Consider the following 23,004-nt stretch of genomic DNA (forward strand, 5'->3'; position numbering starts at 1 on the left):
TTTATACTCACTCACCGCGATTTTTTGTGGATTTTCGGGTGTTTTTCCCGTTTCCTGATCTCAGGCGAAGGGATGCGCCGATAAGGGGGAAGACCAGGGATGATCAACCGGTACAGCCGCACGGGCTTGTTCCTGTTTGGCGTCGCGCTTTATGGCGGGCCGGTATTGGCCGGGCTCGCGGGCCACGGCTGGGCGGTGCTGCCCGTCTTTGCCGCGCTGTTCCTTCTCTACGTCTCGGCCACCCGCAAACCCGATCTTTCGATGCCCGCCGGCTGGGCCGGGCTGGGCATGATGGCGGCGATGCAGGTGGTGCTGGTGGTGATGGTCTGGGCGGCGGGTATGCTCGTGGCCAATGTTGCCGGGGCGATCATGCTGCCGCTCTGGGCGCCCATCGCCATCACCGCGACGGCGGCCGGCGCCGGGGCCTGGGCCTACCGTGACGCCGCCGAGATGGACGTGATGCTCGACAGCGCGATCCGCTCGCTCGAAGGGTTTGACACCGCGCCCCGGTTCGTCGCCGAGCCGGAATGGCCCGACACCCCAGCGGATGTGCGCGGCGCGTTCGAGCGGGCGCTGGAGGCGCTGCGCAGCGCGCCGCAGCTCAATACCGGCTTCATCGACCCGGTGGTGCAGGAGCTGGAGATGGAAACCGGCGCGCAGGCCTTCGACATCTTCTACGACACGGCCGGGCAGAATGGCGACGACAACGAACCGCTCGTCGATTTCGGCCTGTTGCGCTACATCGCCTCGCCCGCCGTGCTCAGCACGCTGATCGGCCGGGGCGAAGGCGGGCTTGCGCCGCAACTCCTGCTCGACGCGCCCGATGCCGGCGTGCGCGCCGAAGCCCGGGCGCGGGTGACCGATCTGGTCGATGCCGGCGCGCCCGACGACCAGTTGCCCGACCCGGACTGGCTCGACACGCTTGAGCGGCGCTTTCCCGACGAGGGCTACCGGCGGCTCGCCAGCGCGTGCGTGCAGGACTGAAACGGCAGTTCTCTCCGGCGCCGGTTCGCGGTAGGAGAGCGGCATGAACGACAAACCCAAATCCCCCGCCAAATCCCACGGGCGGCTGAAAATCACGCCCTCCCTCACACCGCGTTCGCTGATGGACGAGGCCCCGCACCTGACCGGCGCCTGGGAGGCGCGGGTGATCACGCTGTTCCCCACCGCCTTTCCCGGCGTGCTGGGCGAGAGCCTGACCGGACGGGCGCTGGACGAAGGGCGCTGGCGGCTCACGCCTGTCGAGCTGAGGCAGTTCGGCGAGGGCAGGCACCGCAATGTCGACGACACGCCGGCGGGCGGCGGCGCCGGGATGGTGCTGCGCGCCGATGTGCTCGCACGCGCCATCGCCGCCGCCCAGGCCGGCGCGCCCACCGACCGCCGGCGCTGGCCGCTCGTCTACCTCTCGCCCCGCGGCCGCCGCTTCGATCAGGCCACCGCGCATCGCTGGGCCGCCGCCGAGGGCGTTACCCTGATCTGCGGCCGGTTCGAGGGCGTCGATGAGCGGGTGATCGAGGAATACGGGATCGAGGAGATCTCGCTCGGCGATTTCGTCATGACCGGCGGCGAGATCGCGGCGCAGGCGATGATCGACGCCACCGTGCGCCTGCTGCCCGGCGTGCTCGGCAATGCCGCCTCGACCGAGGAGGAAAGCTTTGCGCATGGGCTTCTTGAGCATCCGCAATATACCCGCCCTGCCGAGTGGCGCGGCCGGAAGATCCCCGATGTGCTGCTCTCCGGCCATCACGGCGAGATCGAGGCGTGGCGGCGTGCCGAGGCCGAACGGCTGACCCGCGACCGCCGCCCCGATCTCTGGGCCGCGCATGAACGGCGGCGGCGGGACGGCGGCGAAACCTGAGCGGATCGCAGAGGATGTTGCAGTCGCAGCCAAGCTGTTGAATAGTCGCGCCAAGTGCAACGTGACCAACGGGAGGCCGGGATATGGCAGGCAAGTTCGAACTCTACAAAGACAAAGGCGGCGAGTTTCGCTTCCGCCTGAAGGCGGGCAATGGCGAAATCATCCTTGCCAGCGAGGGCTACAAGCAGCGCGCCAGCGCCGAGAACGGCATCGCCTCGGTGAAGAAGAACGCCGCTGACGACGCGCGCTACGAGCGCAAGGAAACCAAGGCGGGCAAGCACATGTTCAACCTGAAAGCCACCAATGGCCAGGTGATCGGCACCTCCGAAAGCTACGAGAGCGCCTCGGGCCGCGACAATGGCATCGAGTCGGTGAAGAAGAACGCGCCCGACGCGACCGTCACCGACCTCACCGAATAACCCAGCAAAACAAGGCGCGGCAACAATCCTCTTGATTGCCGCGCCCCCGCCCCCTATACCCCGCCCGTCCGGGGCCGATTCCGGCCTGTGGACCGTTTTTCTATTCGCCCGCTTCTTCGGCGGACCCGGCGTAGGAAAGCGCGGACAAGCAAAGACGACCTGAACCTCCGGCGGGCGCAGATGCGGACCCGGTCGAAGACACGGAGCTCTGAGGCGGCACACCTTCGCGGGACAACCGTGAGCAGCATAGGAGAGAAGGTCATGGACCTGATCGCACAAATCGAGGCCGAACAGATCGCCTCGCTCGGGAAAGAGATCCCGGATTTCAAGGCCGGCGACACCATCCGCGTCGGCTACAAGGTGACCGAAGGCACGCGCAGCCGGGTGCAGAACTACGAAGGCGTCTGCATCAGCCGCAAGAACGGCAACGGCATCGCCGGCTCGTTCACCGTGCGCAAGATTTCCTTCGGCGAGGGCGTCGAGCGCGTCTTCCCGCTCTACTCGACCAACATCGAGTCGATCGAAGTGGTGCGCCGTGGCCGCGTCCGCCGCGCCAAGCTCTACTATCTGCGGTCGCGCCGTGGCAAATCGGCCCGTATCGCGGAAGACAGCAACTACAAGCCGCTGGCTGACAAGTAAGGAGCCGTCCGATGAAAAAGGATATCCATCCCGACTACCACCTCATCGAGGTGAAGATGACCGACGGCACCGTGGTGCAGATGAAATCGACCTGGGGCAACGAGGGCGACACGCTCTCGCTCGACGTCGACCCGACCGTGCACCCGGCCTGGACCGGCGGCTCCTCGCGCCTGATGGACACCGGCGGGCGCGTGTCGAAGTTCAAAAACAAGTATGCCGGCCTCGGCTTCTGAGCCAGCGCCAGAGCGACGGGAACACGCCGCCCCCCGGGGCGGCGTTTTTCGTTGCGCCGCAGCGTCCGTCCGTTCCGCGCAACACCTGCCGCCACAGGGCCGAGACCACCTTTCCACGAGCCGCGACACAAGATATGCTCGCCGAAAGCGCGCCAAAGCGCAGGTATAGATAGGGGCAAGACGTGGCACATATCATCGTTGTGGGGAACGAGAAGGGCGGCGCGGGCAAATCGACGGTGTCGATGCATGTTGCCACGGCGCTGTCCCGGATGGGCCACCGGGTGGGCGTTCTCGACCTCGATCTGCGCCAGAAAAGCTTCGCCCGCTACATGGCCAACCGCCGCGCCACGATGGAGCGCCACGGGCTCGACCTGCCGACGCCGAAATACCGCGACTTGCCGGAAATCGAGAAATCGGCGCTTACCCCCGGCGAGAACGTCTATGACCGGCGGCTGAGCCAGGCCGTCGCCGGGCTGGAGGTGGACAGCGATTTCATCGTGATCGACTGCCCCGGCTCGCATACCCGCCTCAGCCAGGTGGCGCATACGCTGGCCGATACGCTCGTCACCCCGCTCAACGACAGTTTCGTCGATTTCGATCTGCTCGCCCATATCGACGGCGAGACCGGCAAGATCCTTGGCCCCTCGGTCTATTCCGAGATGGTCTGGAACGCCCGCCAGTTGCGGGCGCAGGCCGGGCTTGCGCCGATCGACTGGGTGGTGGTGCGCAACCGCCTCGGCGCGCAGGCGATGATCAACAAGGAAAAGATGGGCCATGCGCTGGACGAACTGGCAAAGCGCATCGGCTTTCGCACCGCGCCCGGCTTCAACGAACGGGTGATCTTCCGCGAGCTGTTTCCGCGTGGCCTGACGCTGCTCGATCTGCGCGATGTGGGCGTGCTCGGGCAGATGAACATCTCCAACGTCGCCGCCCGCCAGGAGCTGCGCGATCTGGTGAAGGCGCTGAAACTTCCGGGCGTCGAGGTGACCTTCTAGGCGCTACCGGAAGGCGAGGCAGGGATCTTCGCGTTCCGCACCCGGCGCATCGAGAACGAGATCGAACCCGCCATCCGGCGTGCCGCCATCCTCGCCCTGCCCCAATGCGAAGACCGCCACATCGGGGGCGACGCGGGCGAGGTAGCTGGGCACGCCCCAATCCTTGCGGGCATGGCCATTGCCGGTGATCACCACCACCGGCCCGCCGGTCTCTTCCAGCGCCACCAGCGCCGCGCGGGCGAGCACCGCATCGCGCAGCCTTTGCAGATCGACCATGCCGGGCAGCAACTCGACGGGCAGCGCGTTGCAATGGGCCGCCATCTGCAGGTTCAGCCGGTCGGCCAGCTCTTCGGCCTCCAGCTCGTCGGTCAGCCCGAAGGCCGGCGCCTCGTCGCCGAAGGTGAGCGCCACGCCGATCTGCATCGCCGCACGGGTCTCGGCCCGGGGCACCGCCGCGCCGCGAATCTCCGCCCCGTCGGCGGCGGCGAAGATCGGATAATACATGGCGAAGTCAGGCCAGCCCGACGCCTCCCAGTCCAGCGCCGCGCCAAGCGCTCCGGGATCGGCGCGCAGATCGTCCGTCGCCCGGCCCGCCTGTTCTTCGGTGAGCATTTCGAACACCAGCGCACGGGGCGCGAGCGCCGCCACCGCCTCGGCCTGCACCGCGTGATGCGCCGGATTGTCATGCACCTCGCCCAGAACGTAGATCTCCGCCATGGCCTCGCCGAGCGGATTGGCCATGGCGAGGGCGGGAAGCGCGATCAGCGCGAAGCTGGCGATCAGGGATTTCATTCTGAATATCTGGGGCGGCACGGGGCCGGGCGCAAGCACCTTCCCAAACCTTTGCCCCGATGCTAGGCCAAAGGCATGAGCATTACCCTCCCCCCTCTCAGCCTCGTCATCGGCGGCGCGTCGTCCGGCAAGTCGGCCTTTGCCGAGCGGCTTCTGCGCGCCACCGGCAGGCCGCTCACCTATATCGCCACGGCCCAGGCCCATGACGACGAGATGGCGCAGAAGATCGCCGCCCACCAGGTGCGGCGCGGCGTTGGCTGGACAACGGTGGAAGCACCGCTCGACATCGTGCCGCCGCTGCAGGAGGCCGGGGCGGAGAGCGCCGTTCTGGTCGATTGCGCGACGCTGTGGCTCGCCAATCACCTGATGGCCGAGAGCGATCTGGCGATGGAAGAAACGCGGCTCCTGCAGGGGCTGCACTCCTGCGCCGCTCCGGTGGTGGTGGTGACCAACGAGGTCGGTCAGGGCGTGGTGCCGGCCCATGCCAGCGGGCGGCAGTTCCGCAACGCTCAGGGCCGGCTCAACCAAAGCCTTGCGGCGCAGGCCGGTCTGGTGGTGCTGGTGGTGGCAGGATTGCCGATGGTGCTGAAGGGCACATTGCCCGAGGGCTTTTCATGACGCGGATCTGGTGGGTGCGCCACGGCCCGACGCATCGGCGCGAAATGGTCGGCTGGTCCGATGTGCCCGCCGATCTGTCCGACACCGCCGCGCTCGCCCGGCTTGGGGCCTTCCTGCCCGACGCGCCGGTGATCTCGTCCGACCTCACCCGCGCCGTGACCACCGCCGACGCGATCCAGGGCCGGCGCACCCGCCTGCCCCATGCGCCGGGACTGCGCGAGATCAATTTCGGCGCCTGGGAGCTGCTGAGCGCCGATGAGATCGCCCGGCGCGATCCGGCCCTGTCGCGCCTCTATTGGGACGATCCGGTCAGCCATTGCCCGCCGGGCGGCGAGACGCTGACCCAGCTCACCGCGCGGGTGGATGCCGCCCTCGCCCCGCTCGCCGGCCATGCCGAATTGATCGCGGTGGCGCATTTCGGCGTGATCCTGTCGCAGCTTCACCGCGCCCGGGGCGGCACCATCGTCGAGACCCTCGCCCAGCGGATCGACAACCTCTCGGTGACCGAGCTGCGCCTTGGTCCGGACGGCTGGCAGGCGGGCCATGTGAATCACCGTCCGTAACCCATTGCCAAAGCCCCGGCCCGGCGGCACCATCGCGCCATGACATACGATCTTTTCATCGCCGACCAGACGTTTTCAAGCTGGTCGCTGCGCGGCTGGCTGATGTTCGAAAACTTCGCCATCCCCGTGCGCACCCATATGGTCGGGCTCTATGCGGGCACGATGAAAGAGGATCTGGCCGGGCTTGCCCCCGCGCGGCTGGTGCCGGTGATGCGCACGCCCGAGGGCGTGCTGGTGGGCGATACGCTGGCGATGGCGGAAACCCTCGCCGAGCGCCACCCCGATGCCGGGTTCTGGCCCGCCGATCCGGCCGCGCGCGGCCTCGCCCGCTGGCTGGCGGCCGAGATGCATTCCGGCTTCGCCGCCCTGCGCGGCGCCTGCCCGATGCAGCTTCTGAAAGTCTATGAGGGCTTCACCCCGTCCGAGGCGGTGCTGGCCGATCTCGCCCGGCTCGACGAGATCTGGGCGCTGGCCCGCAGCCGCCATGGCGCGGGCGGGCCCTGGCTCTTCGGCGCCTATTCGCTGGCCGACGTGTTCTTCGCCCCGGTCGCCGCGCGGATCGCGGGGTACGATCTGCCGGTCGGCGCGCAGGCGCGCGCCTATACCGACGCACATCTGGCCGATCCGGCCTTCCGCGCATGGCGCACCGAGGGCCTCAAGCGGCACTACGATCCCGAACCCTATGCGATGGACCTGCCGCACAGGGCATGGCCCTGACGCCCGCCCCTTCATCCTTGCGGAAATACTCCGGGGGGTGCGGGGGGCAGCGCCCCCCGCCCGGCCGGCATTAACCATTCTTAAACCAATCTTCCGTTAACCCTGTTGCGACACGGAGCAACGGAGTCTCACATGGTCGCGCGCGCCCACACGGTGGCATTCGAAGGGGTCGAGGCGCGGCCCGTCGAGGTGCAATGCGCGCTGTCGTCCGGCCTGCCGGGCTTCGCCATCGTCGGCCTGCCCGACAAGGCGGTGAGCGAGGCGCGCGAACGGGTGCGCGCGGCGCTCGCGGCGATGGCTATCGCCTTGCCCTCGCGCAAGATCACCATCAACCTCTCGCCCGCCGATCTGCCCAAGGAGGGATCGCATTTCGATCTGCCGATCGCGCTGGCGCTGCTCGCCGCCATCGGCGCGATCCCGGAAGAGGAGGTGGCCGGCACGCTCTCGCTGGGGGAGCTCTCGCTCGACGGCTCGCTGGTGGCGGTGAACGGCGCGCTTCCCGCCGCGATGTCGGCGGCCGAGCATGACCGGGCGCTGATCGTGCCCAAAGCCTGCGGGGCCGAGGCGGCCTGGGTCGGCGCGACCCGCGTTCTGGCCGCGCCCACGCTGGCCGCCGTGATCCGCCATTTCACCGGCCAGGCCCCGCTGGAGCCTGCCGAGCCCGGCGAGGTGCACGAGGACCGGGGCACGCGCGATCTGCGCGACGTGAAGGGGCAGGAGCGCGCCAAACGGGCGCTGGAGATCGCCGCCGCCGGGCGGCATCACCTGCTGATGGTGGGCAGCCCCGGCTCCGGCAAGTCGATGCTGGCGGCGCGGCTGCCCTCGATCCTGCCGCCGCTGGAGCCGGCGGAGGCGCTGGAAACCTCGATGATCCATTCGCTTGCCGGGCTGCTGGACGAGGGCGGCATCTCGCGGATGCGCCCGTTCCGCACGCCGCACCATACCGCCTCGATGGCGGCCATTGTCGGCGGCGGCCGCGGCGCGAAGCCGGGCGAGGTGAGCCTGGCCCATAACGGCGTGCTGTTTCTCGATGAATTGCCGGAATTTCCCCGCCCGGTGCTTGAAACCCTGCGCCAGCCGATCGAGACCGGCGAAGTCATCGTCGCGCGCGCCAATGCCCATGTGCGCTACCCCTGCCGCTTCATGCTGGTGGCCGCCGCCAACCCTTGCAAATGCGGCCACCTCGCCGATGCCGCCCGCGCCTGCTCACGCGCGCCGCTGTGCGGCGAGGATTACCTGGGCCGCATCTCCGGCCCGCTGATGGACCGGTTCGATCTGCGGCTTGACGTGCCGCCGGTGGCCTTCACCGATCTCGACCTGCCCGACAGCGGCGACAGTTCCGCCGTGGTGGCCGAGCGCGTGGCCCGCGCCCGCGCGGTGCAGCGCGCCCGCTACGAGGGCAGCGGCGCGCGGGTGAATGCCGATGCCGAGGGCGCCCAGCTCGAACAAGTTGCCACGCCCAGCGCCGAGGGGCGCGAGATGCTGATGAAAGCCGCCGAGCGCTTTGCCCTCTCGGCGCGCGGCTATCACCGGGTGCTTCGGGTGGCGCGCACGATTGCCGATCTCGCTGGCTCGGAACCCGTGGAAAAGCCGCATATCGCCGAGGCGCTGAGCTACCGCGTGGCGGGGGCGCTCGCGCCGGCCTGATCCTCGTCGAACAGCGTATTGACGAAGCCGGCCACACGGATGAGCGCCTGGCGGGCTTCCGGCAGGATGCCGTCGAACAGCACCCAGACATGCGGCGCGTCGGGCCATTCGTCCAGCACCACCTCGCCGCCCGGCGCGCGCAGTTTCGCGGCCATGCGGCGGCTGTCATCGGCGAGAATTTCGGTCGCCGCATATTGCAGAAAGACCGGGGGCGGGTCGGGGAAATCGGCCAGCAAGGGCGAGGCGCGCGGATCGTCGGCCCGGGCGCCTTGCAGATAGAACCCCATCAGATCGTCACGCCGCGCCGCCGGCAGCACCGCATCGCGGGCCGCATTGGTGGCGATGGTTGCGCCCGAAAAGGTCAGATCCGTGACCGGCGAAAAGGCGAAAAGCCCGGCGGGGCGGATACGATCATCGAGCAGAGCCGCGAGCAGACCGAGTGCCAGGTTGCCGCCGGCGCTGTCTCCACCGATCACGATATCGCCGGGCCGGTAGCCGCGCGCGATCAGCCCGTCCCAGGCGGTGCGGGCATCCTCCACCGCCGCCGGAAAGGGGTGCTCCGGCGCGAGCCGGTAATCGGGGACGAACACCTCGCAGCGGGTGAGCCGGGCAATCCGCGCCAGCATCGCCACGAAGGCTGAGGGGTGCCCGGCCACGAAGGCGCCGCCATGCAGATAGAGCACCGCCTTGCGCGGGCGCACCGGATGCGTGCCGGGGCGGTTCGACACGATAAGCGCGGGCAGGCCCGGGGCGAGCGCCGCTTCGCCGACCAGCGTATAGGGCGGAACGCGAAACAGCCGGCGCGCCAGCCGGTCGAACATCGGGCGAAGCGGCAGCGGATCGGGCACGCGCGCGATCTGCCGCCTGGCAAATCTACGGCTCAGCCAGAGCAGGAGCCGCAGCCGCCGGCTCATGCCCGTTTCGCCTCGATCGCCTCCCAGATCTTCGCCGCCACATTGGTGCCGTCGAACCGTTCGAGCTCCTGAATGCCGGTGGGCGAGGTCACGTTGATCTCGGTCAGCCAGTCGCCGATCACGTCGATGCCCACGAAGACCTGCCCCTTTTCCTTCAGAAGCGGGCCGATGGCGGCGCAGATTTCACGGTCGCGCTCAGACAGCCCGATCTTTTCGGGCCGCCCGCCCACATGCATGTTGGACCGGGTTTCGCCGGCGGCGGGCACCCGGTTGATCGCGCCCACCGGCTCGCCGTCGACGAGGATGATCCGCTTGTCGCCCTTCTCCACCGCCGGCAGGAATTTCTGCGCGATCAGCGGCTCGCGGTTCATGCCGGCGAACAATTCGTGCAGCGAGGCAAGGTTGCGGTCGTTCGGATCGAGCCTGAACACCCCCGCGCCGCCATTGCCGTAGAGCGGCTTGAGGATGATATCGCCATGCTCGTGCTTGAATTCGCGCAAGGTGGCGAGATCGCGCGCGATCATCGTCGGCGGCGTGAGTTCGGGGAATTGCAGCACGAGGAGCTTTTCGGGGTAGTTGCGCACCCAGAACGGATCGTTCACCACCAGCGTGGCCGGGTGGATCATGTCGAGCAGGTGGGTGGTGGTGATATAGCCCATGTCGAAGGGCGGGTCCTGCCGGAGCCAGACCACGTCCCAATCGGCCAGGTCGATATCCTGCTCATCACCAAGAGTGAAATGGTTACCGTAGTCGCGCCGCACAATGAGCGGCCAGCCCCGCGCCATCACCCTGCCCTCGCGGTAAGACAGCCGGTCGGGTGTGTAGTAGAACAGCGCATGCCCGCGCGCCTGCGCCTCCTCGGCGATACGGAAGGTGGAATCGGCGTCGATATTGATCGGGCCGATCGGGTCCATCTGGATGGCGACTTTCAGGCTCATGGGAAACTCCGAAGCGTTTCCCTCTACATGGGCCAGCACGCCGCCGAGGGCAATGGGCGCGCAGGCCGGTCAGGCCCAGTAATTCTCGATGATTTCCAGCCGCCCGGCGCCATCGACCAGCGCCACGTCGAAGCGCACATCGGTCAGGCTGCCCCGCGGTTCGCCGGCGACGAATTCCGACACCGCGCCATAGATGCGTTCAAGCTGCCCCCGGGTGATGCGCGCCGCCGCTCGGGCGAAATCGCGCGCCTTCTTCACCTCGACCACGATCAGCCCGTCGCCGTCGCGCAAGACCAGATCGAGCTCGCCGCGTGAGCCGCGCCAGCGCCGGGCCGCCAGCGCATGGCCGCGCCGGGCGTAATCCGCCTCCACCGCATTTTCCGCCGCCAGCCCCGCGAGATAGGATGTCTTGCCGCTCATCGTTCCTTCTCCATCTCCAGCGCCGCCTGGTAGACCTTGCGGCGCGGCAGCCCGTAGGCCTCGGCCACCGTCGCGGCGGCATCCTTGAGGCTCATCTCGGCCATCGCGCGCCGCAGCGCCTGTTCCATCGTCTCCTCGGCCACGCTCTCTTCGCCACGGTCCACCAGCACGACGATCTCGCCCTTGAGCTCGCGCCCGGACACAATGCCCGCCAGTTCGCCCAGCGACCCGCGCAGCACCTCCTCGAACTTCTTCGTCAACTCCCGGCATAGCGCCGCGCGCCGTGTGGTTCCAAGAATATCGGACATATCGGTTAACAATTCGCGAACACGTCTCGGGCTTTCATAGATCACCAGCGTCGCCGGCACGCCGCCCAGCTCTTCGAGCCAGCGTCTGCGCGCGCCCGGTTGCGTGGGCGCGAATCCGGCGAACAGGAACCGGTCGGACGGCAGGCCCGACAGGCTGAGCGCCGCCAGCACCGCCGAGGCGCCGGGCGCCGCCGTCACCAGATACCCCGCCGCGCCCGCCTCGCGCGCCAGCGCATAGCCGGGGTCCGACACGAGCGGCGTGCCCGCCTCGCTCACATAGGCCACCGATTTGCCCTCGCCGATCAGCTTGAGAATCCCCGCCCGCCCGTTTGCGCCGGAATGATCGTGATAGGCGATGAGCGGACGTTTGCCGGAGCCGATCCCGTGGATTTCCATCAGCTTGCGGGCGGTGCGCGTGTCTTCCGCCGCGATCACATCGGCGCTGGCCAGAATATCCAGCGCCCGCAGGGTGATATCGCGGGCATTGCCGATCGGGGTGGCAACGAGGTAAAGCCCGGCGGGCAATGCTTGGGGCACGGGTTTCAAGGGTGGACCTGTCTCACGTTCAGTTTATTATGTTTCGCGACCGTAAGGCCGAGTCCATATGGCCCGGATCGGCGAGAAAGAGAAGGATTTGTCCATGTTTGCGTTTTTGCGCGGCGCCCGCAAGCTCTCGGGCGCGATTGTCGCGGTTCTGTCCCTGCTCTGGCTCACCGCCTGTGGCGGCGGATTCGGCACCGGGGCCGGCGGCCCCCGTATCGACACCTCGCGGCCGGTTCCCGTTGCGTTGCTGGTGCCGCGCGGCGGCGGCAATGCGGCCGACGACGCGCTGGCCGCCTCGCTCGAAAACGCCGCCCGCCTCGCCATGCGCGAGCTTGACGGGGTGACCGTCGATCTGCGCGTCTACAACACGGCCGGCAGCGCCAGCCAGGCCGCCACCGTGGCGGGCCAGGCGGTGAGCGAAGGCGCCAAGGTGATCCTCGGGCCGGTCTATGCCCAGAACGCCGCCGCCGCCGGCCGTGCCGCGCGCGGCGTGAACGTGCTGGCCTTCTCCAACAACCCCGAAGTCGCGGGCGGCAACGTCTTCGTGCTCGGCAACACCTTCCAGAACACCGCCAACCGGCTGGTGCGCTATGCCGCCGCCAGCGGCAAGGGCAATATCCTCGTGGTCAACGGCCAGAACGCCGCCGAAGAGATCGGCCGCGACACGGTGGCGCGCGCCATCGCCGCCACGCCGGGCGCGCAATCGGCGGGCAATGTGACCTTTGAAGTGTCGCAGACCGGCGTGATCAACGCGGTGCCGACGATCACCTCCACCGCCCGGTCCTCGGGCGCGACCTCGGTGTTCCTCACCTCCGGCACCGATGGCGCGATTCCCTTCCTCGCGCAGCTTCTGCCCGAGAACGGCCTGAGCCCGGCCAACATCCAGTATATCGGCCTGCAACGCTGGGATATCCCGGCCTCGGCCCGCACCCTGCCGGGGCTGCAGGGTGGCTGGTTCGCGATCCCCGATCCGGCGCTGCAGGAACAGTTCCAGCAGCGCTACCTTGCCGCCTACGGCGCGCAGCCCCATGCCATCGCCGGGCTTGCCTATGACGGCATCGCCGCCATCGGCGCGCTGGTGAAGGCGGGCAATGCCGATGCGCTGACAGGCGCCGGGCTGACCCAGCCGCAGGGCTTTGTCGGCGTCAACGGCGTCTTCCGCCTGCGCGGCGACGGCACCGCCGAGCGCGGCCTTGCCATCGCATCGGTTCAGAACAAAGAGATCGTGGTGATCGACCCGGCTCCGAGAAGCTTCTCCGGCGCCGGCTATTGATCCATCCCCGGTCCAGCCTGAGGCCAAAATGCTCGATGCCACGCCCGAAGGGCTGATCTGTCCACGCGAAGAGATTTTCGACCGGGCGTCGGTCGCCGAAGCCATCGCCGGCGGGGTCGAGGACGCGGCGGGCGATGGCGCGAAGCTGCGCGCCAACACCGTTTCGGTCCTGCGCGGCGTGCTCGCCTCGGGCCGCGAAGCGATTGCCGGCGCGCTCGCTGACGACCCGATTGCCGCCCATGCCACGGTGCGCGCCTATGCCTGGCTGACCGATTGCGTGGTCGACACCGCATTCACCGTCGCGACGACACATCTCCACCCGCTCCACAATCCGACAGCGGGCGAGCGGCTCGCCGTGCTGGCGGTGGGCGGCTACGGGCGGTTCGAGATGGCGCCGTTTTCCGACGTCGACCTGCTGTTTCTCACCCCCTACAAGATCACCCCCTGGGCCGAGAGCGTGATCGAGAGCATGCTCTACATGCTGTGGGATCTGCGCCTGAAGGTCGGCCATTCGGCCCGCACGGTGAAGGATTGCCTGCGGCTCGGCAAAGACGATTTCACCATCCGCACCGCGCTTCTGGAGCACCGCCATATCTGCGGCGACAGCGATCTGTCGGCCGAGCTGGGCGAACAGCTCTGGTCGGGGTTGTTCAAAGGCACCGAGGCCGAGTTTATCGAGGCCAAGCTCGAAGAACGCGCCAACCGCCACAAGAAACAGGGCGGCCAGCGCTACGTGGTCGAGCCCAATGTGAAAGAGGGCAAGGGCGGCCTGCGCGATCTGCAGACCCTGTTCTGGGTGGCGAAATACGTGCACCGGGTGAGCCGGATCGCCGAACTGCGCCAGCTTGGCATGTTCACCGAGGACGAATACGCCACCTTTCAGGAGGCCGACAATTATCTCTGGGCCATACGCTGCCATTTGCACCTGATCACCGGGCGGGCGATGGACCAGCTCACCTTCGATCTGCAGGTCGAGGTGGCGGGCCGGATGGGCTATGAAGACAAGGGCGGGCGGCGGGCCGTCGAGCATTTCATGCAGGACTACTTCCGCCATGCCACGGCGGTGGGCGAGCTGACCCGCATCTTCCTCACCGCGCTCGAAAGCAGCCATGTGAAGCGCGAGCCGCTGTTGCAGGGCCTGTTCAAGCGCCGCCGCCGGATACGGGCGCCGTTTTCGGTCAATCAGGGGCGGATGACCATCGCCGACGAGACAGCCTTTCTGTCGGACGGGCTGAACATTCTGCGCATGTTCGAGGAAGCGCTGCGCACCGGCCTGCTGATCCATCCCGACGCGATGCGCCTGGCCACCGCCCATCTCGACCTGATCGACGACGATGTGCGCAACTCGAAGGAGGCGGGCCGGATCTTTCTGGACCTGCTCATCAAGCACGGCAATCCCGAGCGGGCGCTGCGGCGGATGAACGAGCTTGGCGTGCTTGGCGCCTTCATCCCCGAATTCGCCCCGATCGTGGCGATGATGCAGTTCAACATGTATCACAGCTACACGGTCGACGAGCACACGATTCAGGTGATCTCGGCGCTGGCCGAGATCGAGCGCGGCGAACGGGTGGAAGACCTGCCGGTGTCGAGCCGGATCATGAAGGCCGGGATCGACCGCCGGGTGCTCTATACCGCCCTGTTCTGCCACGATCTCGGCAAGGGCCGCGAGGAGGATCACTCGATCCTCGGCGCGCGGATCGCCCGGGTGGTGGCGCCGCGCCTCGGGCTGACCAGAGCCGAGACGGAAACGGTGGAATGGCTGGTGCGCTATCACCTGCTGATGTCGGACGTGGCGCAGAAGCGCGATCTGTCGGACCCGCGCACGGTGAAGGGGTTTGCCAAGGCGGTGGGGTCGAAGGCGCGGCTCGATCTGCTGCTGGTGCTGACCGTCTGCGATATCCGTGGCGTCGGCCCGCATGTCTGGAACAACTGGAAGGCGGCCTTGCTGCGCGATCTGTACAACCAGACCCGCCGCGCGCTGGAAGACGGGATCGAAGCCTATTCGACCGGGGCGCGGGCGACCGAGGCGAAAAAGGCGCTGCGCGACGCGCTCGGGAGCTGGGACAAGAAAGACCTGCGCACCGAAACCACGCGCCATTACGAGCCGTACTGGCAGGGGCTTTCGACCGACGAACACGTCGTCTTCGCCAAACTGCTCAGGGGCCTCGACGCGCATGAAATCCGCATCGACCTGACGCAAGACATCGACCGCGACGCCACCCGCGCCGCCTTTGCCCTGGCCGACCATCCGGGCATCTTCTCGCGCCTCGCCGGCGCGCTGGCGCTGGTCGGCGCCAATGTGGTGGATGCGCGCACCTATACCTCGAAAGACGGCTGGGCGACGCCGGTATTCTGGATTCAGGACAACGAGGGCAAGCCGTTCGAACAATCGCGGCTGAAGCGGCTTGAGGACATGATCCACAAGACGCTGAAAGGCGAAGTGGTGGCGCGCGAGGCGATGCGCGACCGCGACAAGATCAAGAAGCGCGAGCGCGCCTTCCGGGTGCCCACCAATATCAGCTTCGACAACGAGGGCTCGGAGATCTATTCGATCATCGAGGTCGATACCCGCGACCGGCCGGGCCTGCTTTACGATCTGACCCGGGCGCTGGCGGCCAATAACGTCTATATCGCCTCCGCCGTGATCGCGACCTATGGTGAGCAGGTGGTCGATACCTTCTACGTGAAAGACATGTTCGGGCTCAAATTCCACAGCGAACCGAAGCGCAAGGCGCTGGAGAAGAAGCTGCGCGAAGCGATCGAGCGCGGCGCGGAACGGGCCAACACCTGATGGCGGGCATTCGTCTGGTTCGCGGCTTTCTGACGGTGGGCGGATGGACGATGGCCTCGCGCCTGCTCGGCTTCGTCCGCGACATGGTCATCGCCGCGGCTCTCGGGGCCGGGCCGGTGGCCGAGGCTTTTCTGATCGCCTTCTCGCTGCCCAACATGTTCCGCCGGTTCTTTGCCGAGGGCGCGTTCAACATGGCGTTCGTGCCGATGTTTTCCAAGCGTGTCGAGGCGGGACAGGGGGCGCATGAATTCGCCCGCGATGCCTTTACCGGGCTGGGGACGGTGCTCATCATCTTCACCGTCGTGGCGCAGGTGTTCATGCCCGCGCTGGTGCTGGCGATGGCCTCGGGCTTTCTGGCCGACGACCGCTTCGGCCTTGCCGTGCTCTACGGGCGGATCGCGTTTCCCTATATCCTGTTCATTTCGCTGGCCGCGCTGCTCTCGGGTGTGCTGAACGCCACGGGGCGCTTTACCGCCGCCGCCGCCGCGCCGGTTCTGCTCAACCTGATCTTCATCGCCGCGCTCTCTCTCGGCGCCTGGGCGGGGTGGGATATGGGCCTCACCCTCTCATGGGCGGTGCCCGTCGCCGGGGTGGCGCAGGTGACCCTTGTCTGGATCGCCGCCGCGCGGGCCGGCTACCGGCTGGTGCCGGAACGCCCGCGCATGACGCCGGAACTCAGGCGCCTCGCGCGGATCGCCCTGCCCGCCGCGCTGGCGGGTGGCGTGGTGCAGATCAACCTGCTGATCGGCCGCCAGGTCGCCAGCTTCTACGATGGGGCGATTGCCTGGCTCAACTATGCCGACCGGCTCTACCAGCTTCCGCTCGGCGTGGTCGGCATCGCCATCGGCGTGGTGCTGCTGCCCGATCTGTCGCGCCGCCTGCGGGCGGAGGACGATGCCGGCGGGCGCCATTCGCTGAGCCGCGCCGGCGAGATGGCGCTGGCGCTGACGGTGCCCGCCTCGGTGGCGCTGCTGCTGATCCCGATGCCGCTGGTGCAGGTGCTGTTTCAACGTGGCGCCTTCACCGCCGACGATGCCGCCGCCACCGCGCTCGCGGTGCAGATCTATGGCCTCGGCCTGCCCGCCTTCGTGCTGCAAAAGGTGCTCCAGCCGGTCTATTTTGCCCGCGAAAACACCCGCACGCCGTTCTATTTCGCGCTGGTCTCGCTGGCGGTGAATGCCGGGCTTGCGGTCGGCCTTGCGCCGGTGGTCGGCTATATCGCGGCCGCTATCGGCACCACGCTCGCGGGCTGGGCGATGGTGGCGCTGCTGTGGTTCGGCACCTGGCGGATGGGCAGCTCCACCCGGTTCGACGCGCGCTTCCGCACCCGGCTTTGGCGAATCGGGATCGCGGCCTGGGCGATGGGCGGCATCATCTGGGCGCTGACCATTCCGCTGCGCCAGATGCTGGCCGCGCCGGGCTGGGACGCGCTGGCGCTGCTGATCCTCATCGTTGCGGGGATCGCCAGCTATTTCGGGATCGGTCATCTTGTCCGGGCATTCCGGCTCGGCGAATTCCGCGATGCGATGCGGCGCGACTGAGCGCCGCCTGAGGTTTGCTGAACCTGTCCCTCCGAAAACCAGAAATCCGGATTTCCGGAGTTTCTGACATCTTCCTAACAGGCTGTTCGCGCGCTGTTTTTCCCGCAGATGCGGCGCGCGGCAATCCTTGCCGAAACGTTACCCTTGCCGTTGCCGCAGCCGCCGCAGCACCGCCTGCCAGCCGCCGGGGCTGACGAGGAAGGCAAGGCCGAAGCCCGCCGCGAAGCCGGAAAGATCGGCCACCCAGGTCTGCCCGCCGCCGAACAGCAGCCCGAAGACAAGCTGGATGCCCATCAGGAAGGCAATGAGCGTGAAAGCCTGCATGCCGGTCGCCCGCCCGGCCAGCCCGGCCCAGAGGATGAAGGTGAAACCGCCAACCAGCCCGTAGGCGCCGGGATAGCCGCCAAACAGCATCACCCGGGTATCCCATACCAGCCCATAGATCAGCGCGCCGACGATGGTGGCGCCGAAGAAGATCACCAGCACCGCCCAATCCGCCAGCACCTCGCCCACCAGCTTGCCCATGGCGAGCAGGAAGACGAGCACGAAGAGCGCATGGGTGAAGGTGCCGTGGATGAACGGATAGGAGACGAAGCGCAGCATGTAATCCCAGCGGATCAGCCGGTTCTCGATCATCCAGTTCATCAGCGGCTCGTAGAAGCCGAAGCGTTCGATCGCGGCCAGCCGCCAGCCGGTGCCCGCCGGGCCGCCGAGATAGCCCGCGCCCGCGGCCGTCATCACCAGTTCCACCCCGAAGATCGCCAGCGCGAGGAGGATCACGCTCACCGGCAGCGGGTTCACCGGGGGGGCGTTATGGTCCTGATCCTGGGGGAGAGGGAAGACGGGTTTCATGGCCATTCCTTGACGCTTCGCCCCCGCATGGGTAAGCGAGCCGGGCAGAGAAATCCAGACGGAGTTCGATCATGGCCGACAACGCCTTCACCCCCCGCGTCTTTTCCGGGATCAAGCCCTCCGGCGGGCTGACCCTCGGCAACTATCTCGGCGCGATCAAGCGTTGGGTCAACATGCAGGGGCCCGACTTCGAAACCGTTTATTGCGTGGTCGATCTGCACGCGATCACCGTCTGGCAGGATCCGGCGGAGCTCCGGCACGCCACCCGTGAAGTGGCGGCGGGGATGCTGGCAAGCGGGATCGACCCGGAAAAGTCGATCCTGTTCAACCAGGCGCAGGTGCCGGCCCATGCCGAGCTGGCCTGGCTGTTCAACTGCGTCGCCCGGCTGGGCTGGATGAACCGGATGACCCAGTTCAAGGAAAAGGCCGGCAAGAACGCCGAGAAGCAATCGCTCGGCCTCTATGCCTATCCGTCGCTGATGGCCGCCGATATCCTGCTTTACCACGCCACCCATGTGCCGGTGGGCGAGGACCAGAAGCAGCATGTGGAGCTGACGCGCGACATCGCCCAGAAGTTCAACCACGATTACGGCGTTGATTTCTTCCCGCTCACCGAGCCGGTGATCGAGGGGCCGGGGATGCGGGTGATGAACCTGCGCGACGGCTCGAAAAAGATGTCGAAATCGGGCGAGAGCGACATGGAGCGGATCAACATGACCGACGATGCCGACACCATCGCCAAAAAGCTCAGGAAGGCGCGCACCGATCCCGAGGAACTGCCGGTCTCGTTCGACGGGCTGAAGAACCGGCCCGAGGCGAAGAACCTCGTCGAGATCTATGCGGCGCTGGCCGATATCACGCCGGATTCGGTGCTCAACGAGTATGGTGGCGAGGGTTGGGGCAAGTTCAAGCCGGCGCTGGCCGATCTGGCGGTGGAGAAGCTCGCGCCGATCTCGACCGAGATGAAACGCCTGCTCGACACGCCCGACGAGATCGACGCGATTCTCGCCAGGGGAGCCGAGAAGGCGGAGGCCATCGCCAACCCGATCCTTGAGCGGACCTTCGACATCATGGGCTTCGTGCGCTCGCGGCGGTGAGGGGTCCGATCTTGGGCGGATGGGATGGTGCTGCTTCCATTGAAGGTAGCGCCAGTGGTTCGAAATGTCAGGACGCGGGTTCGACGGGGCGGTAGGTGCGCATTCATGCGCACCATTCCACCGACAACCTGTCCGGACGAGCGGTGCGCATGAATGCACACCCTACGCTTGCTTCGACATCATGGGCTTCGTGCGCTCGCGGCGGTGACCCCGCCGCGCGCCACCTGTCACAAAACGGAATCAACGCCGCGTTAGACAGGGGCGCATCGCGGTACCGTCCATACCCGGCCGCCGCGTCTCGCGCGCCTGTCCCTATCCCTGCGTTGCGCGATTGCGCCCCCGGCCATCCCGCCCGGGGGCGCTTTTTTGTCGAAGCTCCGGGCGGGATTGGCCGCTGGACCTTCCGCACGCACGCTCCTAGTCTCGCCGCCAATCAGGAGGAGACGACGATGGCAGCGGGCACCAATCTGCGGACATATTTCGAAGGCCAGTGGCACGAGGGCAATGTGCCGGTGATGAAGGCCGGCGATCACGGCGCCTGGCTGGGCTCGACGGTGTTCGACGGCGCGCGCTTCGTCGACGATATCGCCCCCGATCTCGACAAGCACCTGGAGCGGGTGAACCGCTCTGCCGAGGCGCTGATGATCACCCCGACCGTTTCGGTCGAGGAGATGATGGATATCGTCTGGGAGGGGCTGAAGCTCTATCCCGCCGGCACCCCGGTCTATATCCGGCCGATGTATTGGGGCATCGACAGCGGCGCGCTCGGCATCCTGCCCAGCCCCGACGCCACCGGCTTTTCGATCTGCCTCGAAGAGATTCCGATTGCCGCCCCCGATGCGAGCACGACGCTCACCACCACCCGGTTCCGCCGCCCGGTGCTGGAAAGCGCAGTGGTGAACGCCAAGGCCGGCAGCCTCTACCCGAACAACGCGCGGATGATCGCGGAGGCGAAATCGAAGGGCTATGGCAATGCACTGGTGGCCGATGCGCTCGGCAACGTGGCCGAAAGCGCCTCGGCCAACGTGTTCATGGTGCAGGACGGCGAGGTGTTTACCCCGATCGCCAACGGCACCTTCCTCGCGGGCATCACCCGCGCGCGCCATATCGCCAATCTGCGCACCGATGGCGTCACGGTACATGAAACCGTGCTGAGCTTTGACGATTTCCGCGCCGCCGACGAGGTGTTCCTTTCGGGCAATATGCACAAGGTCACCCCGGTGACGGAATTCGACGGCACGAATTACCAGGTCGGGCCGGTCACCAAACGGGTGCGCGCGCTTTACTGGGACTGGGCGCAGTCCGACCCCGCCGCCCGGCGCTGATCCCGGTTCGCGGCGGACAGCACCGTCAGGCGGTCGAGAAACGCCGCGCGCACATCGGCGGCAAAGGGGTTGTCGCGTTCAATCGCGGCGAACACCTCCGGCGCATCGTCGCGCACCATCGCCACCGCTTCCATCAGGCGCTCATAGCTCAGCGTGGTCATCCGCGTCTGCGGCGGGCCAAGCTCGGTGATGGCGCGGGCGACGAGGTGGGTCAGCCCCTGCACCACCGCCAGCTCGCGGTCATGCTGCTCGGGCGTGGTCACGATCACGTCAAGGCCGAGGCGGCGGGCGAGAAAGCGTTCGACCGGGCGGGCCGACGCACCCCGCAACGGGCAGAGCGCGATCTTGCGCCCCGCCACACCATCACGCGCGCTTTGAGGGCCGAAGAGCGGATGCGTCGCCACGATCCGCACATGGCCGGGCAGCGCCGCGTCGAGAATGGCGGCGGGGGCCATCTTCACCGACCCCACATCGCAGACCAGCGCGCCGGGCGGCAGGTGCGGGGCGATGGCGGCGGCGATCTGGCCGAAGGCCGAAACCGGCGCGGCGATCACGACGATGGGGCTGGCGGCCACGGTTTCGAGCGGTGCGGGGGTGACGGCGAGCCGGTGCATCGCCATGCGCGCAGCCGGGTTGGGGTCATGAGCGACAATGGCGAAATCGCGCGCCAGTGCGCCCGCCGCAAGCTGCCCGAAGGCGCCGAACCCGATCAGGCCGAGGCGCCGTTTGCTGTTGGTAAGTCTTTGTTCCATGGCAGGTTTCCCGAGAGGCCGTAGGGCCGGGGAATGCCTTGTCAACGTCTACCACCGGCCAGGCGGCGGTAGATGAATATCTGTCGCGCGCCGCTATGGAAGCGGCGTATAATAGGCGAAACAGATGGTGACGGTTGCGAACATGTGCCAGCCATAGCCGCAAATGCGCGCGGTCACAAGCCATGGACGGACGACACATTCTGCCGCATGAATGGGTGCTTGATCCGCGCCGCGCGCTCCGACAAAATGCCGCGGACCCACAGGGAGAAACCGAATGCGCAAGTTCCTCGTCGTCCTCGACGACAGCAAAGAATGCCTCAACGCGATGCGGTTCGCCGCAATGCGCGCCGAACATACCGGCGGCGAGGTCGAGATTCTCGCGGTGATTCCGCCCGAGGAATTCAACCACTGGATCGGTGTCGGCTCGATCATGCGCGAAGAGGCCAAGGAGCGGATTCACGCCCATTTCGAGGTTTTCGCCAAATGGATGCGCGACAAGCACGATATCGACCCGCGCCTGGTGATCCGCGAAGGCAATGTGGTGGAAGAAATCCTCAAGCGGGTGAGCGAGCGCGCCGATATCGGCGTGGTGGTGCTCGGCGCGGCCTCGGGCCGTGGCGGCCCCGGCCCGATCATCAGCCAGCTCATGCGCCAGTCCGGCACCCTGCCGGTGCCGATGACCATCGTGCCCGGCGAAATGTCGAAGGAACGGCTTCAGGACATTACCTGATCCGGTCATCACCACCCGACTCAGAAACCCGGGCCAGGTGCCCGGGTTTTTCCGTGGTTTTGTCACATATCCGGATCAGCCATGCGGACCGGGCGCGCCCGCCGCCACCGGCCTGCGCTTCGTCAGCGCCGCCAGGTTCGACACAAACAATGCGCCGATCACGATTGCGCCGCCGATCATCGCCCAGCGCCCGGGGTCTTCGCCCACCACGGCCCATGCCAGGAGCGGCGCAAAGACGCTTTCGAGCAGGATCAGCAGCGCCACCTCCGCCGAGGGCAGCCAGCGCGGCCCCATGGTGATGAACACCGTCGAGCCGACGATGAAAACCCCGCCATGCAACGCCACCCAGATCCAGTCATCCGCCGGCACCGACAGGGGGGCGGAGAAGAAGACCAAAACCAGCGCCGCCGCGCCGTAGCCGACCGGAATCGCCGGAACCAGCGACGCCGGCCGGAGGCTGCGCGCCGCCGTCAGCCCACCCGCGAAACAGGCCGCGACCGCCAGGGCCAGCACATCGCCCGACCAATGCGCGCCCTCCGTCTCGCCCGACCCATAGGCGATCACCGCCAGCCCGGCGCCGACGGCAACCATCGTCGCCAGCATTCGCCCGCCGACCCGCTCGCCGAGAAAGGCCCAACTGAAGATCGCTGCAAATACCGGCATCGCCGCCACGATAAACACGACATTGGCCACCGAGGTCAGCGATACGGCAATCACAAACCCCGCCCCGGATGCGCCGACCGCCCCGGCATAGACCCAGGCCTGCCAGCCCAGCCGCATCACACGGCCAAAAGCGCCCGGGCCGTCCAGCACCGTCACCCCCAGCCCGATCACCGCCGCCGTTGTCAGCGCCTTCCAGAACGCCACCGTCACCCCGTCGGTCGCGATCAGGCGCACCATCAGGCTGTCGGGCAGGATGAACAGCACCCCGAGGGTGGTGATGAGAAGGCCCTTCACGTGATCCGTCATGCCCGCGACCCAAGCGCGAACCGCGCCGCCGCGCAAGCCAAATCGCCTCCCCGAACCGCCCGGCCCGCGC

General features: G+C 67.5%; 24 protein-coding genes. 16 read left to right on the forward strand and 8 right to left on the reverse strand.

Features of this window, described 5'->3' with window-relative positions:
- Nucleotides 1-99: 99 nt before the first annotated feature.
- The 6 genes from QMG28_RS16270 (at nt 100) to QMG28_RS16295 (ending at nt 4,144) form a co-directional block, all read left to right on the forward strand.
- The gene (locus QMG28_RS16270) at nt 100-984 is read left to right on the forward strand and encodes a hypothetical protein (RefSeq protein WP_281843375.1); all 885 of its coding nucleotides are present in this window, start codon (nt 100-102) and stop codon (nt 982-984) included.
- A 43-nt stretch (nt 985-1,027) separates the two neighbouring features.
- On the forward strand, nt 1,028-1,858 hold the full coding sequence (trmD, locus tag QMG28_RS16275) for a tRNA (guanosine(37)-N1)-methyltransferase TrmD (RefSeq protein WP_281843376.1): 831 nt from the start codon (nt 1,028-1,030) through the stop codon (nt 1,856-1,858).
- Nucleotides 1,859-1,941: 83 nt separating this feature from the next.
- A complete protein-coding gene (locus QMG28_RS16280) occupies nt 1,942-2,277 on the forward strand; it encodes a YegP family protein (RefSeq protein ID WP_281843377.1) in 336 nt (111 codons plus the stop codon).
- Between the two features lie 261 nt (nt 2,278-2,538).
- Nucleotides 2,539-2,916, forward strand: a complete 378-nt coding sequence (gene rplS / locus QMG28_RS16285) for a 50S ribosomal protein L19 (RefSeq protein WP_281843378.1) — start codon at nt 2,539-2,541, stop codon at nt 2,914-2,916.
- A gap of 11 nt (nt 2,917-2,927) precedes the next feature.
- Nucleotides 2,928-3,149: a 50S ribosomal protein L31 gene (rpmE, locus tag QMG28_RS16290; protein WP_281843379.1), complete on the forward strand. Its 222-nt coding sequence runs from the start codon at nt 2,928-2,930 to the stop codon at nt 3,147-3,149.
- 182 nt (nt 3,150-3,331) lie between these two features.
- On the forward strand, nt 3,332-4,144 hold the full coding sequence (locus QMG28_RS16295; protein WP_281843380.1) for a division plane positioning ATPase MipZ: 813 nt from the start codon (nt 3,332-3,334) through the stop codon (nt 4,142-4,144).
- A gap of 3 nt (nt 4,145-4,147) precedes the next feature.
- On the opposite strand, the gene QMG28_RS16300 is transcribed toward QMG28_RS16295, so the two are convergent.
- Nucleotides 4,148-4,936: a ChaN family lipoprotein gene (locus QMG28_RS16300; protein WP_281843381.1), complete on the reverse strand. Its 789-nt coding sequence runs from the start codon at nt 4,934-4,936 to the stop codon at nt 4,148-4,150.
- A gap of 75 nt (nt 4,937-5,011) precedes the next feature.
- Here QMG28_RS16300 and cobU point away from each other — a divergent pair, with 75 nt between their 5' ends.
- The 4 genes from cobU to QMG28_RS16320 all read left to right on the forward strand — a co-directional run bounded on the left by cobU (nt 5,012) and on the right by QMG28_RS16320 (nt 8,481).
- Nucleotides 5,012-5,554, forward strand: a complete 543-nt coding sequence (gene cobU, locus QMG28_RS16305; RefSeq protein WP_281843382.1) for a bifunctional adenosylcobinamide kinase/adenosylcobinamide-phosphate guanylyltransferase — start codon at nt 5,012-5,014, stop codon at nt 5,552-5,554.
- A complete protein-coding gene (locus tag QMG28_RS16310) occupies nt 5,551-6,117 on the forward strand; it encodes a histidine phosphatase family protein (protein WP_281843383.1) in 567 nt (188 codons plus the stop codon). Before cobU ends, QMG28_RS16310 begins: the two co-directional genes overlap by 4 nt.
- 39 nt (nt 6,118-6,156) lie before the next feature.
- On the forward strand, nt 6,157-6,834 hold the full coding sequence (locus QMG28_RS16315) for a glutathione S-transferase (protein WP_281843384.1): 678 nt from the start codon (nt 6,157-6,159) through the stop codon (nt 6,832-6,834).
- Nucleotides 6,835-6,966: 132 nt separating this feature from the next.
- On the forward strand, nt 6,967-8,481 hold the full coding sequence (locus tag QMG28_RS16320; protein WP_281843385.1) for a YifB family Mg chelatase-like AAA ATPase: 1,515 nt from the start codon (nt 6,967-6,969) through the stop codon (nt 8,479-8,481).
- On the opposite strand, the gene QMG28_RS16325 is transcribed toward QMG28_RS16320, so the two are convergent.
- From QMG28_RS16325 to rsmI, 4 genes are all read right to left on the reverse strand, one after another.
- Nucleotides 8,448-9,395, reverse strand: coding sequence for an alpha/beta hydrolase (locus tag QMG28_RS16325; protein WP_281843386.1), 948 nt, complete (start codon nt 9,393-9,395; stop codon nt 8,448-8,450). The genes QMG28_RS16320 and QMG28_RS16325 overlap by 34 nt on opposite strands.
- Nucleotides 9,392-10,333 (reverse strand): glutathione synthase, encoded by a 942-nt coding sequence (gene gshB, locus QMG28_RS16330; protein ID WP_281843387.1) that lies wholly within the window; start codon nt 10,331-10,333, stop codon nt 9,392-9,394. The genes QMG28_RS16325 and gshB overlap by 4 nt, the downstream gene beginning before the upstream one ends.
- Nucleotides 10,334-10,402: 69 nt before the next feature.
- The gene (locus QMG28_RS16335) at nt 10,403-10,753 is read right to left on the reverse strand and encodes a YraN family protein (protein WP_281843388.1); all 351 of its coding nucleotides are present in this window, start codon (nt 10,751-10,753) and stop codon (nt 10,403-10,405) included.
- The gene (rsmI, locus tag QMG28_RS16340; protein WP_281843389.1) at nt 10,750-11,598 is read right to left on the reverse strand and encodes a 16S rRNA (cytidine(1402)-2'-O)-methyltransferase; all 849 of its coding nucleotides are present in this window, start codon (nt 11,596-11,598) and stop codon (nt 10,750-10,752) included. Before rsmI ends, QMG28_RS16335 begins: the two co-directional genes overlap by 4 nt.
- 103 nt (nt 11,599-11,701) lie before the next feature.
- Here rsmI and QMG28_RS16345 point away from each other — a divergent pair, with 103 nt between their 5' ends.
- Genes QMG28_RS16345 through murJ form a run of 3 tightly spaced genes read left to right on the forward strand, consistent with a single transcriptional unit; the run spans nt 11,702 to nt 17,209 of the window.
- Nucleotides 11,702-12,877 (forward strand): penicillin-binding protein activator, encoded by a 1,176-nt coding sequence (locus QMG28_RS16345; RefSeq protein WP_281843390.1) that lies wholly within the window; start codon nt 11,702-11,704, stop codon nt 12,875-12,877.
- 28 nt (nt 12,878-12,905) lie between these two features.
- On the forward strand, nt 12,906-15,668 hold the full coding sequence (locus tag QMG28_RS16350) for a [protein-PII] uridylyltransferase (RefSeq protein WP_281843391.1): 2,763 nt from the start codon (nt 12,906-12,908) through the stop codon (nt 15,666-15,668).
- Complete coding sequence (murJ, locus tag QMG28_RS16355; RefSeq protein ID WP_281843392.1) at nt 15,668-17,209, forward strand: murein biosynthesis integral membrane protein MurJ; 1,542 nt, start codon at nt 15,668-15,670, stop codon at nt 17,207-17,209. Before QMG28_RS16350 ends, murJ begins: the two co-directional genes overlap by 1 nt.
- Nucleotides 17,210-17,347: 138 nt before the next feature.
- On the opposite strand, the gene QMG28_RS16360 is transcribed toward murJ, so the two are convergent.
- Entirely contained in the window at nt 17,348-18,061 is a 714-nt protein-coding gene (locus tag QMG28_RS16360; RefSeq protein WP_281843393.1) for a rhomboid family intramembrane serine protease, read from the reverse strand.
- A 71-nt stretch (nt 18,062-18,132) separates the two neighbouring features.
- On the opposite strand from QMG28_RS16360, the gene trpS reads away from it, so the two are divergent.
- Together trpS and QMG28_RS16370 are read left to right on the forward strand one after the other, a co-directional pair.
- Nucleotides 18,133-19,158: a tryptophan--tRNA ligase gene (gene trpS / locus QMG28_RS16365; protein ID WP_281843394.1), complete on the forward strand. Its 1,026-nt coding sequence runs from the start codon at nt 18,133-18,135 to the stop codon at nt 19,156-19,158.
- 449 nt (nt 19,159-19,607) lie between these two features.
- A complete protein-coding gene (locus QMG28_RS16370) occupies nt 19,608-20,483 on the forward strand; it encodes a branched-chain amino acid aminotransferase (protein ID WP_281843395.1) in 876 nt (291 codons plus the stop codon).
- On the opposite strand, the gene QMG28_RS16375 is transcribed toward QMG28_RS16370, so the two are convergent.
- A complete protein-coding gene (locus QMG28_RS16375; protein ID WP_281843396.1) occupies nt 20,441-21,235 on the reverse strand; it encodes a prephenate dehydrogenase in 795 nt (264 codons plus the stop codon). The two genes, QMG28_RS16370 and QMG28_RS16375, sit on opposite strands and share 43 nt — an antisense overlap.
- 274 nt (nt 21,236-21,509) lie before the next feature.
- Here QMG28_RS16375 and QMG28_RS16380 point away from each other — a divergent pair, with 274 nt between their 5' ends.
- Nucleotides 21,510-21,965 carry a universal stress protein gene (locus QMG28_RS16380; RefSeq protein WP_281843397.1) on the forward strand — a complete coding sequence of 152 codons (456 nt, stop codon included), beginning with the start codon at nt 21,510-21,512 and terminating at the stop codon, nt 21,963-21,965.
- 75 nt (nt 21,966-22,040) lie between these two features.
- Here QMG28_RS16380 and QMG28_RS16385 read toward each other — a convergent pair whose 3' ends face one another.
- Nucleotides 22,041-22,934 (reverse strand): DMT family transporter, encoded by an 894-nt coding sequence (locus tag QMG28_RS16385; RefSeq protein WP_281843398.1) that lies wholly within the window; start codon nt 22,932-22,934, stop codon nt 22,041-22,043.
- Nucleotides 22,935-23,004: the final 70 nt, after the last annotated feature.

It is taken from the genome of Sinisalibacter aestuarii (assembly GCF_027923545.1).
Taxonomy (GTDB): domain Bacteria; phylum Pseudomonadota; class Alphaproteobacteria; order Rhodobacterales; family Rhodobacteraceae; genus Sinisalibacter; species Sinisalibacter aestuarii.

What these genes read in the sequence shown, in the direction of transcription:
- gshB (WP_281843387.1), bottom strand. Translation starts at nt 10,333, where the DNA reads ATGAGCCTGAAAGTCGCCATCCAGATGGACCCGATCGGCCCGATCAAT.
- QMG28_RS16345 (WP_281843390.1), top strand. Translation starts at nt 11,702, where the DNA reads ATGTTTGCGTTTTTGCGCGGCGCCCGCAAGCTCTCGGGCGCGATTGTC.
- QMG28_RS16325 (WP_281843386.1), bottom strand. Translation starts at nt 9,395, where the DNA reads ATGAGCCGGCGGCTGCGGCTCCTGCTCTGGCTGAGCCGTAGATTTGCC.
- QMG28_RS16335 (WP_281843388.1), bottom strand. Translation starts at nt 10,753, where the DNA reads ATGAGCGGCAAGACATCCTATCTCGCGGGGCTGGCGGCGGAAAATGCG.
- trmD (WP_281843376.1), top strand. Translation starts at nt 1,028, where the DNA reads ATGAACGACAAACCCAAATCCCCCGCCAAATCCCACGGGCGGCTGAAA.
- QMG28_RS16270 (WP_281843375.1), top strand. Translation starts at nt 100, where the DNA reads ATGATCAACCGGTACAGCCGCACGGGCTTGTTCCTGTTTGGCGTCGCG.
- rplS (WP_281843378.1), top strand. Translation starts at nt 2,539, where the DNA reads ATGGACCTGATCGCACAAATCGAGGCCGAACAGATCGCCTCGCTCGGG.
- QMG28_RS16320 (WP_281843385.1), top strand. Translation starts at nt 6,967, where the DNA reads ATGGTCGCGCGCGCCCACACGGTGGCATTCGAAGGGGTCGAGGCGCGG.
- QMG28_RS16370 (WP_281843395.1), top strand. Translation starts at nt 19,608, where the DNA reads ATGGCAGCGGGCACCAATCTGCGGACATATTTCGAAGGCCAGTGGCAC.
- QMG28_RS16315 (WP_281843384.1), top strand. Translation starts at nt 6,157, where the DNA reads ATGACATACGATCTTTTCATCGCCGACCAGACGTTTTCAAGCTGGTCG.
- rpmE (WP_281843379.1), top strand. Translation starts at nt 2,928, where the DNA reads ATGAAAAAGGATATCCATCCCGACTACCACCTCATCGAGGTGAAGATG.
- QMG28_RS16385 (WP_281843398.1), bottom strand. Translation starts at nt 22,934, where the DNA reads ATGACGGATCACGTGAAGGGCCTTCTCATCACCACCCTCGGGGTGCTG.
- murJ (WP_281843392.1), top strand. Translation starts at nt 15,668, where the DNA reads ATGGCGGGCATTCGTCTGGTTCGCGGCTTTCTGACGGTGGGCGGATGG.
- QMG28_RS16375 (WP_281843396.1), bottom strand. Translation starts at nt 21,235, where the DNA reads ATGGAACAAAGACTTACCAACAGCAAACGGCGCCTCGGCCTGATCGGG.
- QMG28_RS16310 (WP_281843383.1), top strand. Translation starts at nt 5,551, where the DNA reads ATGACGCGGATCTGGTGGGTGCGCCACGGCCCGACGCATCGGCGCGAA.
- QMG28_RS16360 (WP_281843393.1), bottom strand. Translation starts at nt 18,061, where the DNA reads ATGAAACCCGTCTTCCCTCTCCCCCAGGATCAGGACCATAACGCCCCC.
- cobU (WP_281843382.1), top strand. Translation starts at nt 5,012, where the DNA reads ATGAGCATTACCCTCCCCCCTCTCAGCCTCGTCATCGGCGGCGCGTCG.
- trpS (WP_281843394.1), top strand. Translation starts at nt 18,133, where the DNA reads ATGGCCGACAACGCCTTCACCCCCCGCGTCTTTTCCGGGATCAAGCCC.
- QMG28_RS16350 (WP_281843391.1), top strand. Translation starts at nt 12,906, where the DNA reads ATGCTCGATGCCACGCCCGAAGGGCTGATCTGTCCACGCGAAGAGATT.
- QMG28_RS16280 (WP_281843377.1), top strand. Translation starts at nt 1,942, where the DNA reads ATGGCAGGCAAGTTCGAACTCTACAAAGACAAAGGCGGCGAGTTTCGC.
- QMG28_RS16300 (WP_281843381.1), bottom strand. Translation starts at nt 4,936, where the DNA reads ATGAAATCCCTGATCGCCAGCTTCGCGCTGATCGCGCTTCCCGCCCTC.
- QMG28_RS16380 (WP_281843397.1), top strand. Translation starts at nt 21,510, where the DNA reads ATGCGCAAGTTCCTCGTCGTCCTCGACGACAGCAAAGAATGCCTCAAC.